This is a genomic window from Streptomyces sp. NRRL S-350 (assembly GCF_000719705.1).
GTDB lineage: Bacteria > Actinomycetota > Actinomycetes > Streptomycetales > Streptomycetaceae > Kitasatospora.
Map to the genome: position 1 here is coordinate 1 of NZ_JOHO01000031.1, position 14,243 is coordinate 14,243.

A 14,243-nucleotide genomic window follows, 5' to 3' on the forward strand; every position below is an offset into this window, starting at 1 on the left:
ACCCCCGACCCCCGCCCCCCAGCCGCGGGCCCCGGGCCGCAGGGTCAGCCCTTGAGCAATGCGGCCTCCCGTTCGGGGTCGAGCCCGACCGTGACCCGGTCGGAGCGCTGCGGGGCGGCGCCGCCGATCGACCGCAGCCACGCCCAGGTGTCCTCGACCGTCTCCGCGACCGGACGGCAGCGCAGCCCGGCGCCCACGGCGCGCTCCACCGAGCCGGTGTGCAGGAAGTCGTACAGCTCTCCGGGCGCCAGCCAGATCGGCAGCTCGGTCCACGGCTCGATGCCCGCCGCGAGGATCCGCTCGGGGTCGGTCCAGCGCAGTTCGGCGTCGGAGCCGGTGGCCCGGACGCACGCCTCCAGCAGTTCCCCCGTCGTGGCGTGGCCGGAGGGGCTGACCACGTTGTAGGGGCCGCCGAGCCGGGCCGCCGTCGCGTCCAGCGTCCAGGCCGCGAGGTCGCGGACGTCGATGTACTGCAGCGCCAGCCCGCGCGGCCCGGGGGCGAGCACCGGGCCGCCCCGGGCGATCCGGTTCAGCCACCAGGGCAGTCGGCCGATGTTCTCGTGCGGGCCGAGGATCAGCCCGGCGCGGGCCAGCAGGGCCTGCCCGCCGAACTCCGCTTCCAGGGCCAGTTCGGCGCCGCGCTTGGCCTCGGCGTAGGGCACCTCGCCCGCGAGGTCGGGAGAGGAGGCCACCGTCGGCGCCGACTCGTCCGCGCCGCCGGCGAGCGGGTGGTCGTACACCGACCGGCTGGAGACGTACGTGTAGTGGCCCACGCGGCCCTTCAGGGCGCGGGCGCTGTCCCGCACCGCCGCCGGGGCCCAGGACCAGGTGTCCACCACCGCGTCCCACTCACCCGCACCCAGCGCCGCGAGGCCGTCCTCGGCCGTGCGGTCGCCCTTCACCGCCCTGACGCCCTCGGGAGCGGGCTGCGTGCCCCGGTTGAGGGCCGTCACCTCCCACCCCCGGGCCAACGCCTCCTCGGCGATGACCCGTCCGACGAACTCGGTTCCACCCAGCAGCAGAAGTCTCATGCCGACCACCATCCTCCGAGGGTGGCCGGCATGGAACGGCTGAACGCTCTGGGCGGAATCGCCGGGAGCGGACACGCCGTCAGCGAAAGCGGGAACTCCGGGCGGGGAGCGGCGCGCTCACGCGCTCACCTCGGCCGTCTCGGCCACACTGGTCACACCGGCCACACCGGTCACGCGGTGGCGCGGTGGTCCGGGTCGTGCATCTCGCCGACCAGCTCCTCCAGGACGTCCTCCAGCATGACCACGCCGAGCGTGCGCCCGTCCTGGTCCAGCACGGCGGCCAGGTGGCAGGCGGCGCGACGCATCGCGCCGAGGGCGTCGTCCAGCGGAAGGCCGCCGCGCAGCACCGTGATCGGCCGCCACAGACGGGCCGGGATCGGCGCCGAGGCGTCCTCCACGTCGAGGACGTCCTTGAGGTGCACGTAGCCGAGGTAGCCGTGGCCCGCCGGGTCCCCGTCCGTGACCGGGAAGCGCGAGAAGCCGGTGCGCAGGGCGAGCTCCTCGACCTCGGCGGCGGTCGCCTTGGTGTCCACGGTGACCAGTTGCTCGGGCTTGAGGAGCACCTCGGTGACCGGGCGGCGGCCCAGCTCCAGGGCGTCCTCCAGACGCTCCTGGCGCTCCTCGTCGAGCAGGCCGGCGTCCCGGGAGTCGACCAGCAGGTACATCAGCTGCTCGGTGGTGAAGACCGACTCGACCTCGTCCTTGGCCTCGACCCGGAACAGCCTGAGGACGCCGTTGGCGAAGGCGTTCAGCGCCCGGATCACCGGGGTGAGCCAGCGGGCCAGCCGGTCCAGCGGCGGGCCGAGCCAGAGCGCGGCCTTCTCGGGGCCGGCCATCGCCATGTTCTTCGGCACCATCTCGCCCATCACCATGTGCAGGAAGACCACGACGGCGAGCGAGATCCCGTACGAGAGCGGGTGCATCAGGCCGGACGGGACGCCGATCGCGTGGAACGGGCCCTCCAGCAGCGCGGCGATGGTCGGCTCGGCGAGGGCACCGAGGCCCAGCGAGCAGACGGTGATGCCCAGTTGGGCGGCGGCCAGCATCGCGGAGACGTTGGACAGCGCGTGCAGCACCGTGCGGGCGCGCTTGTGGCCCGCCTCGGCGAGCGGTTCGATCTGGCTGCGGCGCACGGACACGACGGCGAACTCGGCGCCGACGAAGAAGGCGTTGCCCAGCAGGAGCAGGAGCGCGACGACGAGTTGGAGGGCGGTCATCGGAGATCGCCCCCGTCGTCGCCGAACGTCGCGGGCGCGACGGTGCGCTCCACCCGGACCCGGCTGGTGCGGTGGCGGTCGACCCCGGTCACGGTGAGCCGCCAGCCGGGCAGCTCGGCCTGCTCGCCCACCTCCGGGAGCTTGCCGAGCAGGTCGGAGACCAGGCCCGCCAGGGTCTCGTACGGGCCGTCCGGGGCGTTCAATCCGATCTTCTCCAGCTGGTCGGTCCGGGCGCGGCCGTCGGCCTCCCAGACCGGCAGGCCGTTGACGGGAGGCAGCGGGAACAACTCGGGGTGGTCCTCCGGGTCGTGCTCGTCCTGCACCTCGCCGACGATCTCCTCGACGATGTCCTCTACGGTGACGACGCCGGCGGTGCCGCCGTACTCGTCGACCACGATGGCCATCGGCTGGAGACGGCGCAGCCGGTCGAGCAGCCGCTCGGCGGGCAGGGTCTCGGGCACCAGCAGCGGCGGGGCGGCCAGCTCGCCGACCCGCACCAGGCCCCGGCGGGCGGCCGGGACGGCGAGGGCGTCCTTGAGGGTGACGATCCCGGTGACCTCGTCCAGGCTGTCGGCGTAGACGGGGAAGCGGGACAGGCCGGTGGCCCGGGTCAGGTTGATCACGTCGGAGGCGGTGGCGTCGCGCTGGAGCGCGGAGACGTCGATGCGCGGGGTCATCACGGACTCGGCGGTCAGCTCGCCCAGGCCCAGGGTGCGGACGAACAGGGTCGCCGACTCCTCGTCTATCGCGCCGGCCCGGGCCGAGTGCCGGGCCAGCGAGACCAGTTCGGCGGGGGTGCGGGCATGGTCCAGCTCCTCCTGCGGCTCGATGCCGAAGGCCCGGACGGTGCGGTCGGCGGCGCCGTTGAGGAAGCTGATCAGCGGGCGGCAGACGAAGGAGAACGCCATGTGCGGGGCCGCGACGGCGCGGGCCACCTGGAGCGGGCGGGAGATCGCCCAGTTCTTCGGCACCAGCTCGCCGATCACCATCTGGACGACGGTGGCCAGCACCATGCCGACGACGACGGCGACGCCGCGCGCGGCCGAGTCCGGCACGCCGAGGCCGGACACGACGGGCGCGAGCAGGGTCGACAGGGCCGGCTCGGCGAGCATGCCGACCACCAGCGAGGTGACGGTGATGCCGAGTTGGGCGCCGGACAGCTGGAAGGAGAGGCGCCGAAGGGCCTTGGCGACGCGGCCGGCCTGGGCGTCGCCCGCCCCGGCGGAGCGTTCCACCGCCCCGCGGTCGACGGTCACGAAGGCGAACTCGGCGGCCACGAAGAGGCCGTTGGCGAGGATCAGGAGAACGGCTGCGGACAACAGCAGCCAGGCGGTGATCACAGAGCCGCCTGCCTTCCGGGGGCCGGAAGTGGGGCGGCGCAGGTACTACCGGACGGATCGTCCATCGAGGGGGAGTGTCACTCCTCAAGTCAGTGCGGTCGGTCGCAGGTCGGGTCGGGCGATCTTTGCCCTGCTTTTACCAGCGTAGACCATAGCCGGACGGGTGTAAGAAGCCGGTTCGGACCCGCCGTGCTCCGGAACCCGCAGGTCCGGGGCCCTGCCGGCAGGTCCGGGGCTGCTGCGGCCTCGGCCGGCGGGCTCCCGGACCTCGGGTGTCAGACCTTGGCGTGGAGCTCGACCAGGTCTCGCAGCGCGCGGGCGTCCGCGATCGCCTGCGCCTTGCCGACGCCGGACTGGATGCCGACCACGGCGAGCGAGGTGCCGTCGGCCAGGTCGAGGGTCGCCCACGGGTCGCCCTGGCGGAAGTTGACCCGGACGATCTCGGCCCACGCGAGTCGGCGGCGGCGGACGAAGTTGACCACCGTCACGCCGTCCCGGTCGGCGCTCACCCGGGGGCGCGCCAGCATCAGGCCGACCGCGGCGAACAGCACGCCACTGCCCGTCATCATGATCCGGTCGTTGAGCTGCCAGTTCTCCGGCAGCAGCACGGCCAGCACGGCGAACAGCACCACCAGCAGGAAGCAGACCGGCAGCAGCAGGGCGCGGGTGCGGCGCGGCGCCCAGGTGACGGGGTACTCGACGGGCGGCGTGGACACGTGGGGTCTCCGGGTGGTTCTGGTTGCGGCAGCACGACGGGGTGGGGACGCCGGCCGGCGTCCCCACCCCATTGAACCGTTCTTTACCCGCGGGTGGGCGGGCAGGTCAGAGGCGGCAGGCGTGGATGTTGGTCACCAGGATCGCCCGGGCGCCGATGCCCCACAGGTCGTCCATGATCCGCTGGGCCTCCTTGCGGAGCACCATCGCGCGGACCGCGACCCAACCCTCGGTGTGCAGCGGCGAGACGGTCGGCGACTCCAGGCCCGGGGTGAGCGCCACGGCGGCGCCGACGCTCTCGGCGCGGATGTCGTAGTCCATCAGCACGTAGCGGCGGGCCACGAGCACGCCCTGGAGGCGGCGCAGGAACTGCTCCACCCGCGCGTCCTCGCCCGCGCCCTTGGGGCGGATCACCACGGAGTCCGACACCAGGATGGGCTCACCGAACACCTCCAGGCCGGCGTTGCGCAGGCTGGTGCCGGTCTCCACGACGTCGGCGATCACGTCGGCGACGCCCAGCTGCACCGCGGTCTCGACCGCGCCGTCCAGCTTGGTGACCGTCGCCTTCACCCCGTGGTCGGCCAGGTGCTGCTCGACCAGACCGGTGTAGGAGGTCGCGATCCGCAGGCCCTCCAGGCCCTTGACGTCCTCCACCGCCACGCCCTCCGGACGGGCGAAGCGGAAGGTCGACCCCGCGAAGCCGAGGGCGAGCACCTCCTCGGCGTTGGAGTGCGAGTCCAGCAGCAGGTCGCGGCCGGTGATGCCGACGTCCAGGCGGCCGGAGCCGACGTAGACGGCGATGTCGCGGGGGCGGAGGAAGAAGAACTCCACGTCGTTGTTCGGGTCGACGAGGACGAGCTCCTTGGGGTCCTTCCGCTGGCGGTAGCCGGCCTCATGGAGCATCTCCGCCGCGGGACCCGAGAGCGAACCCTTGTTGGGGACGGCGATGCGCAGCATGGGAGGTTGCTTCCTTACCTGTCGGGAGGGGGTGTGCTCCGCGGAGCGGGAGCTGCGGGAGCTGTTGTTCGGGGTGCTCGGACCAGCGGTGCGCGCGGACGCCGTCTCGGAGGTACGCGCGGACGCCGTCTAGAGGTACTTGTAGACGTCGTCGAGCGTCAGCCCGCGGGCGATCATCATCACCTGAAGGTGGTACAGCAGCTGCGAGACCTCCTCCGCCGTCTGCTCGTCCGACTGGAACTCGGCGGCCATCCAGACCTCGGCGGCCTCCTCGACGACCTTCTTGCCGATGGCATGGACGCCCTGCTGGACGAGTTGCGCGGTACGGGAGGACGAGGGGTCGCCGGTGGCGGCCTTCTGCTGGAGCTCGGCGAAGAGCTCCTCGAATGTCTTCGAAGCCATGATGGGGCCACCTTACGGCGTGCGGGCGGACGGACGGTAAACGGTCCCGGACCGTGGACAGTCCGGTGGACGTCCACGGTCCGGGACCGTACGGGATGCCGTCAGAGCGCTGCGCGCAGCGCCGCGGCGGTGGCGACGGCGGCGGTGACGGCCTCGTGGCCCTTGTCCTCGGCGGAGCCGGGCAGCCCGGCGCGGTCGATCGCCTGTTCCTCGTTGTCGCAGGTCAGCACGCCGAAGCCGACCGGGACGCCGGTGTCGACGCTGACCTGGGTGAGGCCGACGGTGGCGGCCTGGCAGACGTAGTCGAAGTGCGGGGTGCCGCCGCGGATGACCACGCCGAGGGCCACCACCGCGTCGTATCCGCCGTCGGCGAGGCGCTTGGCGGCGACCGGCAGCTCGAAGGTGCCGGGGACGCGCAGCACGGTGGGCTCGGCGATGCCGAGTTCCTTGAGCGCGCGGTGGGCGCCGTCCAGCAGGCCGTTCATCACCTTGTCGTGCCACTGGGCGGCGATGACGGCGACCTTGAGGTCGGCGGCGCCTTCGACGGTCAGCTCGGGGGCTCCGTGGCCGCTCATGTTCCTGGTCCGTTCTCTCGTGTGGTGTGGCGTGTGGCTCGTACGGGCGTCGGCTCGTACCGGCATGGGGCTCGTACGGGCATCGGCTCGTACGGGCATGGGCCCGTACGGGCGTCGTGGGTGGGGTGGGATTCAGGAGCCGAGGCCGGGCAGGTCGTGGCCCATCCGGTCGCGCTTGGTGCGCAGGTAGCGCAGGTTGTGCTCGCCCGGCGCGATCTCGACCGCCTCGCGCCCCTTGACCTTGAGGCCGTGCTCGGTGAGCGCGGTCGACTTCTGCGGGTTGTTGGTGAGCAGGGTGAGCGATCGGACGCCCAGGTCCACCAGCATCTGCGCCGCGATGCTGTAGTCGCGGGCGTCGGCGGGCAGTCCGAGGTCCAGGTTGGCGTCGACGGTGTCGCGCCCCTGCTCCTGCAGCTCGTACGCACGCAGCTTGTGGGCCAGGCCGATCCCCCGCCCCTCGTGGCCGCGCAGGTAGAGCACCACGCCGCGGCCGGCCTCGGCGATCCGCTGCAGCGAGGCCTCCAACTGGGGGCCGCAGTCGCACCGGAGCGAGCCGAAGACGTCGCCGGTCAGGCACTCGGAGTGGACCCGCACCAGGACGTCCTCGCCGTCCGGCAGACGCCCGTCGGCCCCCAGGCCGCCCGCCACCAGGGCGATGTGCTCGACGCCGTCGATGGTCCCCTTGTAACCGACGGCGGTGAACCCGCCGTGCACGGTGGGCAGGGCGGTGACGGCGGCCCGGTCGACGTGCAGCTCGGTGCGGCGGCGGTAGGCGATCAGGTCCTCGATGGAGATGACCGCGAGGCCGTGCTCGCGGGCGAAGGCGACCAACTCGGGCAGTCGGGCCATGGTGCCGTCGTCGTTGACCACCTCGGCGATCGCGCCGGCCGGCGGCAGCCCGGCGAGCCGCGCCAGGTCGACGGCGGCCTCGGTGTGACCGGGGCGGACCAGCACGCCGCCCTCGACGGCGCGCAGCGGGAAGACGTGCCCGGGCCGGGTGAGGTCGCCCGGCTCGGTGCCCGCCGAGGACAGCAGCCGGACGGTGCGGGCGCGGTCGGCGGCCGAGATGCCGGTGTCGACCCCCTCCCGGGCGTCCACCGACACGGTGTACGCGGTGCCCTTGCGGTCCTCGTTGACCTGGGTCATCGGCGGGAGCTTGAGGCGGTCCAGCTCCTCACCGGTCATCGGGGCGCAGATCACGCCGGAGCTGTAGCGGATGGTGAAGGCCATCAGCTCCGGGGTCGCGGCCGACGCGGCGAAGACGATGTCGCCCTCGTTCTCGCGGTCCTCGTCGTCGACCACGATCACCGCGCGGCCGGCGGCGATGTCGGCGATCGCCCGCTCGACCGGGTCGAGGACGAGCTCGGCCTCGGTGGTGTCCTGAGTGCCGCTGTCGGACTGGTTCTCGGTCATGCCGTGGCTCCCTGCGGGACGTTGGCGGACTTGGCGCGCGGCTCCCGGGTGCTCAGCCACCACGAACGCAGGCCGAGCAGCACCAGGACGAAGTAGACGGAGTAGGTCAGGCCGGAGAACGTGTAGCCGCTGTTGAAGGCGAACGGCACGCCGACCACGTCGACGGCGATCCAGGCGAACCAGAACTCCACCCAGCCCCGCGCCTGGGCCACCATCGCGGCCAGCGTGCCGACGAAGATGTAGGCGTCCGACCAGGGACTCCAGGACAGACTGGGGAAGGACGTGAAGAGCAGGGCGAGCGCGACCGTGCCCGCCGCGGTGCCGGCCGCCAGCGCGAGCCGCTCGGGCCAGGTCGCGAACCGTACGGCGATGGTGCCGCCGTCGCGGCGGCCCCGCCGCCACTGCGACCACCCCCAGGCGGCGGTGACGATCACGATCAACTGCTTGCCGATCAGGCCGGGGACGTGCCCCCCGAGGTAGGCGGCGATCAGCACCGCGCCGGACAGCAGCTGGACCGGCCAGCTCCAGACCGAGCGGCGCCAGCCGAGCGCCAGGCCGGCGAAACCGAGCAGGTTGCCGAACATGTCGGCCCACTTCACGTGTTCACCGAAGACGGTGAACGCCTCTCCACTGAGCCAGCTCACTTGGACTCCCCCGGGGTTCCGTCGATCGTCAGGTCGGACAGGGTGCGGGACTCGGGCAGGGTGCGGGATTCGGGCAGGGTGCGGGACTCCAGCAGTCGCTCGACGTACTTGGCGAGCACGTCCACCTCCAGGTTGACGCTCTCGCCGACGGCCTTGGCGCCGAGCGTGGTCAGCGCGAGGGTGGCCGGAATGAGGCTGACCGTGAAGCTGTCCCAGGCGGCCTCCACCACGGTGAGGCTGACGCCGTCGACCGTGATCGAACCCTTCTCCACCAGGTAGCGGGAGATGCTGCCGGGCAGCGAGAACCGCAGCACCTCCCAACGCAGTTCACCGTTCGCGTCGCGCTCGCCGGGCTCGCGGCCCAACAGCCGCCCGGTCGCGTCGACATGGCCCTGGACGAGGTGGCCGCCGAGCCGGGCGCCGAGCGCCATGGCGCGCTCCAGGTTCACCCGGGAGCCGGGCTTCAACTCGCCGAGGCTCGAACGGTGCAGCGTCTCGGCCATCACGTCCGCACTGAACTCGCCGGTGCCCGCCGCCAGTTCCTCCGGGGTGTCGACGACGGTCAGGCAGACGCCGTTGACCGCGATGGAGTCACCGTGGCCCGCGTCCGAACAGACCACCGGGCCGCGCAGGCGGATCCGCGAGGAGTCGCCGATCTCCTCGATCGACACGACCTCGCCGAGCTCTTCGATGATGCCGGTGAACACCCGGGTACTCCTCGCGCTTGGGGCGCGGACTCCGGGGCGGCAGAGGGAGATGACACGGACGGGCAACGGCGCACGGGCCGACCGCGCCACCCGTCGCCGGGATGCCGGGGCCGCCGGGAGATCGCTCACCCGGCCGGGAGACACCGCTCCCGCCGTCCACCTGACCGTGGTCCGGTCCGGTAACGATGGACCACGGGTACTGCTCACGTCCGCCCGCGCACGCCTCCCATCCGGACTTTAACCGTCGGTCCAGGAATTTCACCTGGTCAACCGGCCGCTGGCTGCGGACGGGTCGCGGACTGTAACCGCCGGTTCGGATTTTCACCGACCCCGGAGTGCGCTGAACGTCACTGCTGTTGCCGTCATTCTGCCACGGTCGACGCAAGGGCAGGGAGTGCCTTTCGCTGTGGCCTGTTTCACGGACTTGCGGGGAATGTGCGGCGGGGTGCTAGCGGCTGCTTCCGTCCTTGCCGCTCTCGGTGGCACCACCGTTCCCGGCGCCCTTACCGTCCTCGGCGCGCGGCCGGTCCCTTCCGGGGTTGGACTCGGTGGCACCGGCGGCGGGGCGCGGACGGGTTCGGTGGCGCTGCCGGTCGGGGCGCGGACGGGGTTCGGTGGCACTGCCGTCGGCGCGCGGACGGGGTTCGGTGGCGCTGCCGGTCGGCCGGGGCGAGGCTGGAGAGACGGGGGCCCGCCGGTGACGCAGCGAAGCCGAGAGGTGAGGGCGATGGCGAAGTTCATGGACGTCCACCACGGAATGGCCGGGATCACGGCCGAGCAACTCAGGCAGGCCCACGCGGCCGACCTGGCGGTCGAGGGCGAGGAAGGCGTCCACTTCGAGCAGGCGTGGGCGGACCCGGAGTCGGGCACGGTGTACTGCCTCTCCGACGCGCCGTCCAAGGAAGCGGTACAGCGGGTCCACAGCCGTAGCGGGCACCCGGCGGACGAGATCCACCCGGTGCCGTTGACGGCGTGAGGCCGACTCGCGGCCCGAGGGCGGGGGCGGCCGGGGGCAGGCTCGGCCGGGGCCAGGGGGGCTCGGGCCTGAGGGCGGCCGGGGTCAGAGGGTGGCGGGTGCGGTGACCTGGAGGAAGTGGCTGACCTGCGGGGGGTGCGCCAGGTAGCACAGCTCACCCTCCGACCAGACCGGTCGGATCCGCCACATCGGCCCGGCGTACCCGAGCAGGGCCGCCTCGTCCCGCCAGCGGCTCACCACCAGCACGTGGTGCCCGTCCTCGGTCACCGAGCGCAGCAGCTCCCCGCCGAGGCAGCCGTCCGTCCGCCCCAGCTGCGGGATCACCTCGGCGCACAGATGCGCGCAGAACTCCTCGATGCGGCCTGCCAGGACCTGCCCGGCCCAGATTCTGACGATCACGACCACCACCTCCGCCCGGTTGGAGTCCTTGGCCCCATTATGGGCGGAAAACCGCTGGTGGCGAGGGGTACGGCGGATCTTCCGCGGAAGGCCCGGGCTTGGCCGGCCGGAGGTGCGCCGAGGGCCCTCGGCTAGATTTCCGGTATGACCACCACACCGGAAACTGTCGCCTCGTCAAGCCTCGGGCCGGACCGGCCGGGCAGCCTGTTCGACGCCCTCAGCGCGGGAGCCCTGACCGACCCCGCCCAGCTGCGGGAGATCTACGAACAGCCCGGCGACCATGCGCGCCGCAAGCAGGTCGACCACCTGCACGAAGTCGCCCAGCGCCTGATCGCCTGTTCCCCCCTGGTGTTCGTCGCCAGCACCGACGGCGCCGGGCGCTGCGACGTCTCACCGCGCGGCGGCCCCGCCGGGCTGGTCTCGGTGCTCGACGAGTACACGCTGGCCATACCGGACGCCACCGGCAACAAGCGTTTGGACACCCTGCACAACATCCTGGAGAACGGCCGCGTCGGACTGCTCTTCGTCGTCCCGGGCCGGGACACCACGCTGCGGGTCAACGGGCGCGCCTGCGTCTCCACCGACCCGGAACTGCTGCGGCAGCTCACCGCCGTCGGCAAGCCCCCGCGCAGCGCGATCGTGGTCGCGGTCGAGGAGGTGTACGCGCACTGCCCCAAGTCCCTCCTGCGCGCGTCGGCCTGGAAGCCGGAGAACTGGCTCGCGAAGGACGCGCAGCCGACGTCGGCGGAGGTCACGCTCTCGCACCTGCGGGACGAGTCGCTGACCATCGAGATGATCGAGCAGAACGAGCGGGAGGCCTTGCTGTACCGGTACGAGTGAGGCGGCGGTGCCTTGCAGCGGGGTGAGCGGCAGGCCTCGCAGCGGATGAGCGGCGGTGCGCGGGGGTCCGCGGTCCGGCGGGCGCCCCCGGTCCGCCTCCGGACGGCTGGCGCCGACTCCTCCGGCGTTTGCCGAGGTGCCGTGGCGGCCGCGGGTGGCTTGAATGGACGGATGGACTGCGTCTTCTGTGCGGTGGTGGCAGGCCAGGAGCCCGCGCACCGGGTGCTCGACGACGAGGCGGCGGTGGCCTTCCTGGACCGCCGGCCGCTGTTCCCCGGGCACGTCCTGGTCGTACCGCGCGCCCACCACCGGACGCTGGCGGACCTGCCGGCGGACCAGGTGGGACCGTTCTTCCTGCGCGTGCAGCGGGTGGCGGCGGCCGTCGAACGGGGGCTGGGCGCAGCGGGCAGCTTCGTGGCCGCGAACAACCGGATCAGCCAGTCGGTGCCGCACCTGCACGTCCACGTGGTGCCGCGCAACCCCAAGGACGGACTGCGCGGGTTCTTCTGGCCGCGGGGGAAGTACCCGGACGAGGCGGGAGCGGCCGAGGTCGCGGCCCGGCTGCGGGCGGCGCTGGAGGAGTGAGCGGCAGGTCCCCTTCTTCATTCGGCTTCCTCCTCGCCTTCCTCCTCGTCGCCTTCGGTGCTCCATGGTGTCTCCGCGCCCCGTTCCGGGGCCCGCTCTCCGGGGCCCGCCGATCTACCGTGCCTGGCGCAGCCGGATGTACTCCTGGAGGAGCATGGGGGCGGCCGAAATCCTTTTCCGGGCTGACGAATCGGCAGGTCGGGCCACCTAGGCTGACCGTCATGAACGAACTCGCGCGCGCCGTGCAAGAGACGGCCGACCGACTCGCCGACCGGCACGTCGGCGCGGTGGTCGCCGGGCTGGCCGGCGGTGCCACGGAGATCCACGGTGTCGGGCGCACCGGTCCCGGGGGCGGTGCGCCCGGGCCGGACACCTTGTTCGAAGTCGGTTCCGTCACCAAGGTGTTCACCTCGCTGCTGCTGGCACGGCTGGTGCTCGACGGCTCGGTGCGGCTCGACGAGCCGCTGGCCGAGGTGCTTCCCGAGGCCCGGAACCGTCCGGCCGTCGTCCCGGCCAGGGGCGGACAGCAGATCACGCTGCGGCACCTCGCCACGCACACGTCCGGGCTCCCCCGCCTGCCCCGCGGCATGCTGGTGAAGGCGCTGCTGAGGCCGAACGATCCCGATCCGTACGCCCGTTGCACCGCCGGGTACGTGCTGGACGGGCTCGCCCGGACGAAGCTGCGGACCGTCCCCGGCCGCGGCTTCCGCTACTCCAACCTCGGCGCCGGGCTGCTCGGTCTGGCGCTCGCCCACCGGAGCGGCACCGGGTACGAGGAGTTGGTGGCGCGCGAGATCTGCGGGCCGCTGGGGCTGACGGACACCCACGTGCGGTCGGACGCGGAGCAGACCGAACGGCTGGCGCGCGGGCACACGACGGGCGGGCGGCCGGTGCCGTACTGGGACTTGGCGGCCGTACCCGGCATGGGTGCGCTCCGGTCGACCGCCGCCGACCTCGCGATACTCCTGCGGGCCCAGTTGGCGGCCGGCCGGGAGCCGGACGCGCCGCTGGCGCCCGCGATCACGCTCACCCGGGAGACCAGGCACCGGGTCAACCCGTTCGCCTGGATGCACCTGGGCTGGCTCGGCCACCGGCTGCACACCCAGCAGGGCGGCCACCTGCAGATCTGGCACAACGGCGGCACCGGCGGGTTCCGATCCTTCGTGGCCTTCGACCCGGAGAAGCAGGTGGGGGTCGTCGTGCTGGCCAACACCCGCCGGTCGGTCGATCCGGCCGGCACGACGCTGCTGCGCAGGCTGCAGAAGGACTTCGCAACGACGGGGTGAGGAGGGGCGGTCGGCGGCGCTGCGACGAGGGCGGCGCTGCGCGATGCGGTGCTACTGGGCGGAGGGTCGGAGGGTGCCTGGTGGGCGATGGCCTGCCCTGGTCACGGCTCCCCCCGGCGACGGCGGAGGCCGGGCGGCGCGTGATGATGGTGGGTCGTTTCGGGCCAAAATGTGCCGATCGGCACTGTTGGTGAAGGCAACGGACGGTCGATGCTGGGATCCGGCACATGCGGTCCCGATTGCGGAGTCCGCCGAGTGAAAGGGGGCCGACGTGGCGGTGGCGTGGTCGCCCATGCGGGCACAGGCGGTCGGCTCGACCGGGCCGAGCGGCCCGGTTCGGCCGGTCCACCGGCTCGGGCCGCCGGTCCGGGTGTACCGGCGGTTCCGGCCGGTACCCCGCCGGGCGTGGGCATGGCTGGCCGTGTGCGCGGCTGCCGTCGCGGTGGCGGTCTGCCTGGCGCTCGGCGAGTGGTGGCCCGCGCCCGTGGTGGGGGCCGTCGCAGTGGTGGTCGCGAGCGGGCTCGGCCGGCTGCGGCCGGTGCGCGGGCTGCAGGCCGTGCGGGTCCACGAGGGCGGCCTGGCCCTGGTCTCGGCGGGCGGCGGCGAGTGCTCGGTGCCGTGGAGCGCGGTGGAGGCCACCGAGTACTCCCCGGGCGGGCGGCGCGGCGGGTGCGAGCGGGGGCGAATATGGGCCGTCGGCGCGGCGGAGCCGGTGGCGCTGCAGCACCTTCGCGGGCCGGGTGGGCTGGGCGGCCTGTTCCGGGAGCTGGAGGAGCGGCTGTCCCCCGGCCTGCGGGCCGGCCTCCACGACACGCTGCGCGGCGAGGGAGTCGTCCGGTTCTCCCGGGGTCGGCTCACGGTGACGGCCGGCGGGCTGGTGCACCGGCCGCCGCACCCGCTCGTCGCGGCGGAGGCCTACCGGTGGGCGGAGGTGGCGTCGGCCCGGGCGTCCGGCTTCGGAGAGTTGGAGATCCGGACCCACTCGGCGGGCCTGCCGCTCACCCTCCCGGTGTCCAACGCACCGGCGGCAGCGGACTTCCTGGAGGAACTCCGGACGGCCGCCCTCGGGTGACCGGCCCGGGTGGACCGGCCTGGGTGGACCGGCCGATGACCGGCAGACCCCTAGGGGGCGTGACGGGCTCCTCCCGGAAGGGATC

16 protein-coding genes and 1 riboswitch are annotated in these 14,243 nt (G+C 73.1%); of the genes, 5 read left to right on the top strand and 11 right to left on the bottom strand.

What is annotated here, in order from left to right; all coding sequences use genetic code 11:
• Positions 1–44 precede the first annotated feature (44 nt).
• The 10 genes from IF30_RS0124995 to IF30_RS0125045 form a co-directional block, all read right to left on the bottom strand.
• The gene (locus IF30_RS0124995) at positions 45–1,031 is read right to left on the bottom strand and encodes an NAD-dependent epimerase/dehydratase family protein (protein ID WP_030242540.1); all 987 of its coding nucleotides are present in this window, start codon (positions 1,029–1,031) and stop codon (positions 45–47) included.
• A 170-nt stretch (positions 1,032–1,201) separates the two neighbouring features.
• Entirely contained in the window at positions 1,202–2,248 is a 1,047-nt protein-coding gene (locus IF30_RS0125000) for a hemolysin family protein (protein WP_030242542.1), read from the bottom strand.
• The gene (locus IF30_RS0125005) at positions 2,245–3,588 is read right to left on the bottom strand and encodes a hemolysin family protein (protein ID WP_030242544.1); all 1,344 of its coding nucleotides are present in this window, start codon (positions 3,586–3,588) and stop codon (positions 2,245–2,247) included. Before IF30_RS0125005 ends, IF30_RS0125000 begins: the two co-directional genes overlap by 4 nt.
• 275 nt (positions 3,589–3,863) lie before the next feature.
• Positions 3,864–4,304 (bottom strand): PH domain-containing protein, encoded by a 441-nt coding sequence (locus tag IF30_RS0125010; RefSeq protein WP_030242545.1) that lies wholly within the window; start codon positions 4,302–4,304, stop codon positions 3,864–3,866.
• Positions 4,305–4,410: 106 nt separating this feature from the next.
• A complete protein-coding gene (gene hisG, locus IF30_RS0125015) occupies positions 4,411–5,259 on the bottom strand; it encodes an ATP phosphoribosyltransferase (protein ID WP_030242546.1) in 849 nt (282 codons plus the stop codon).
• A 129-nt stretch (positions 5,260–5,388) separates the two neighbouring features.
• A complete protein-coding gene (locus tag IF30_RS0125025; protein WP_030242547.1) occupies positions 5,389–5,661 on the bottom strand; it encodes a phosphoribosyl-ATP diphosphatase in 273 nt (90 codons plus the stop codon).
• A 101-nt stretch (positions 5,662–5,762) separates the two neighbouring features.
• Entirely contained in the window at positions 5,763–6,236 is a 474-nt protein-coding gene (gene ribH, locus IF30_RS0125030) for a 6,7-dimethyl-8-ribityllumazine synthase (protein ID WP_030242548.1), read from the bottom strand.
• A 132-nt stretch (positions 6,237–6,368) separates the two neighbouring features.
• Positions 6,369–7,649 carry a bifunctional 3,4-dihydroxy-2-butanone-4-phosphate synthase/GTP cyclohydrolase II gene (locus IF30_RS0125035; RefSeq protein ID WP_030242549.1) on the bottom strand — a complete coding sequence of 427 codons (1,281 nt, stop codon included), beginning with the start codon at positions 7,647–7,649 and terminating at the stop codon, positions 6,369–6,371.
• The gene (locus tag IF30_RS0125040) at positions 7,646–8,233 is read right to left on the bottom strand and encodes a nicotinamide mononucleotide transporter family protein (protein ID WP_078891676.1); all 588 of its coding nucleotides are present in this window, start codon (positions 8,231–8,233) and stop codon (positions 7,646–7,648) included. Before IF30_RS0125040 ends, IF30_RS0125035 begins: the two co-directional genes overlap by 4 nt.
• Positions 8,234–8,289: 56 nt before the next feature.
• Positions 8,290–9,000 (bottom strand): riboflavin synthase, encoded by a 711-nt coding sequence (locus tag IF30_RS0125045; RefSeq protein WP_051711080.1) that lies wholly within the window; start codon positions 8,998–9,000, stop codon positions 8,290–8,292.
• A 214-nt stretch (positions 9,001–9,214) separates the two neighbouring features.
• Positions 9,215–9,342, bottom strand: a riboswitch (FMN riboswitch).
• A 385-nt stretch (positions 9,343–9,727) separates the two neighbouring features.
• On the opposite strand from IF30_RS0125045, the gene IF30_RS0125050 reads away from it, so the two are divergent.
• Positions 9,728–9,976 (top strand): SCO4226 family nickel-binding protein, encoded by a 249-nt coding sequence (locus IF30_RS0125050; RefSeq protein WP_030242553.1) that lies wholly within the window; start codon positions 9,728–9,730, stop codon positions 9,974–9,976.
• An 84-nt stretch (positions 9,977–10,060) separates the two neighbouring features.
• On the opposite strand, the gene IF30_RS0125055 is transcribed toward IF30_RS0125050, so the two are convergent.
• Positions 10,061–10,375 carry an antibiotic biosynthesis monooxygenase family protein gene (locus tag IF30_RS0125055; RefSeq protein ID WP_158835458.1) on the bottom strand — a complete coding sequence of 105 codons (315 nt, stop codon included), beginning with the start codon at positions 10,373–10,375 and terminating at the stop codon, positions 10,061–10,063.
• Positions 10,376–10,519: 144 nt separating this feature from the next.
• Here IF30_RS0125055 and IF30_RS0125060 point away from each other — a divergent pair, with 144 nt between their 5' ends.
• The 4 genes from IF30_RS0125060 to IF30_RS0125075 all read left to right on the top strand — a co-directional run bounded on the left by IF30_RS0125060 (position 10,520) and on the right by IF30_RS0125075 (position 14,158).
• The gene (locus IF30_RS0125060) at positions 10,520–11,215 is read left to right on the top strand and encodes an MSMEG_1061 family FMN-dependent PPOX-type flavoprotein (protein WP_051711082.1); all 696 of its coding nucleotides are present in this window, start codon (positions 10,520–10,522) and stop codon (positions 11,213–11,215) included.
• A 171-nt stretch (positions 11,216–11,386) separates the two neighbouring features.
• Complete coding sequence (locus IF30_RS0125065; protein ID WP_030242557.1) at positions 11,387–11,800, top strand: HIT family protein; 414 nt, start codon at positions 11,387–11,389, stop codon at positions 11,798–11,800.
• Between the two features lie 221 nt (positions 11,801–12,021).
• Positions 12,022–13,086, top strand: coding sequence for a serine hydrolase domain-containing protein (locus IF30_RS0125070; protein WP_051711084.1), 1,065 nt, complete (start codon positions 12,022–12,024; stop codon positions 13,084–13,086).
• 421 nt (positions 13,087–13,507) lie between these two features.
• Positions 13,508–14,158 carry a hypothetical protein gene (locus IF30_RS0125075; RefSeq protein WP_158835461.1) on the top strand — a complete coding sequence of 217 codons (651 nt, stop codon included), beginning with the start codon at positions 13,508–13,510 and terminating at the stop codon, positions 14,156–14,158.
• Positions 14,159–14,243 lie beyond the last annotated feature (85 nt).

What these genes read in the sequence shown, in the direction of transcription:
- IF30_RS0125040 (WP_078891676.1), bottom strand. Translation starts at nt 8,233, where the DNA reads ATGTTCGGCAACCTGCTCGGTTTCGCCGGCCTGGCGCTCGGCTGGCGC.
- ribH (WP_030242548.1), bottom strand. Translation starts at nt 6,236, where the DNA reads ATGAGCGGCCACGGAGCCCCCGAGCTGACCGTCGAAGGCGCCGCCGAC.
- IF30_RS0125070 (WP_051711084.1), top strand. Translation starts at nt 12,022, where the DNA reads ATGAACGAACTCGCGCGCGCCGTGCAAGAGACGGCCGACCGACTCGCC.
- IF30_RS0125050 (WP_030242553.1), top strand. Translation starts at nt 9,728, where the DNA reads ATGGCGAAGTTCATGGACGTCCACCACGGAATGGCCGGGATCACGGCC.
- IF30_RS0125035 (WP_030242549.1), bottom strand. Translation starts at nt 7,649, where the DNA reads ATGACCGAGAACCAGTCCGACAGCGGCACTCAGGACACCACCGAGGCC.
- hisG (WP_030242546.1), bottom strand. Translation starts at nt 5,259, where the DNA reads ATGCTGCGCATCGCCGTCCCCAACAAGGGTTCGCTCTCGGGTCCCGCG.
- IF30_RS0125000 (WP_030242542.1), bottom strand. Translation starts at nt 2,248, where the DNA reads ATGACCGCCCTCCAACTCGTCGTCGCGCTCCTGCTCCTGCTGGGCAAC.
- IF30_RS0125060 (WP_051711082.1), top strand. Translation starts at nt 10,520, where the DNA reads ATGACCACCACACCGGAAACTGTCGCCTCGTCAAGCCTCGGGCCGGAC.
- IF30_RS0125025 (WP_030242547.1), bottom strand. Translation starts at nt 5,661, where the DNA reads ATGGCTTCGAAGACATTCGAGGAGCTCTTCGCCGAGCTCCAGCAGAAG.
- IF30_RS0124995 (WP_030242540.1), bottom strand. Translation starts at nt 1,031, where the DNA reads ATGAGACTTCTGCTGCTGGGTGGAACCGAGTTCGTCGGACGGGTCATC.
- IF30_RS0125065 (WP_030242557.1), top strand. Translation starts at nt 11,387, where the DNA reads ATGGACTGCGTCTTCTGTGCGGTGGTGGCAGGCCAGGAGCCCGCGCAC.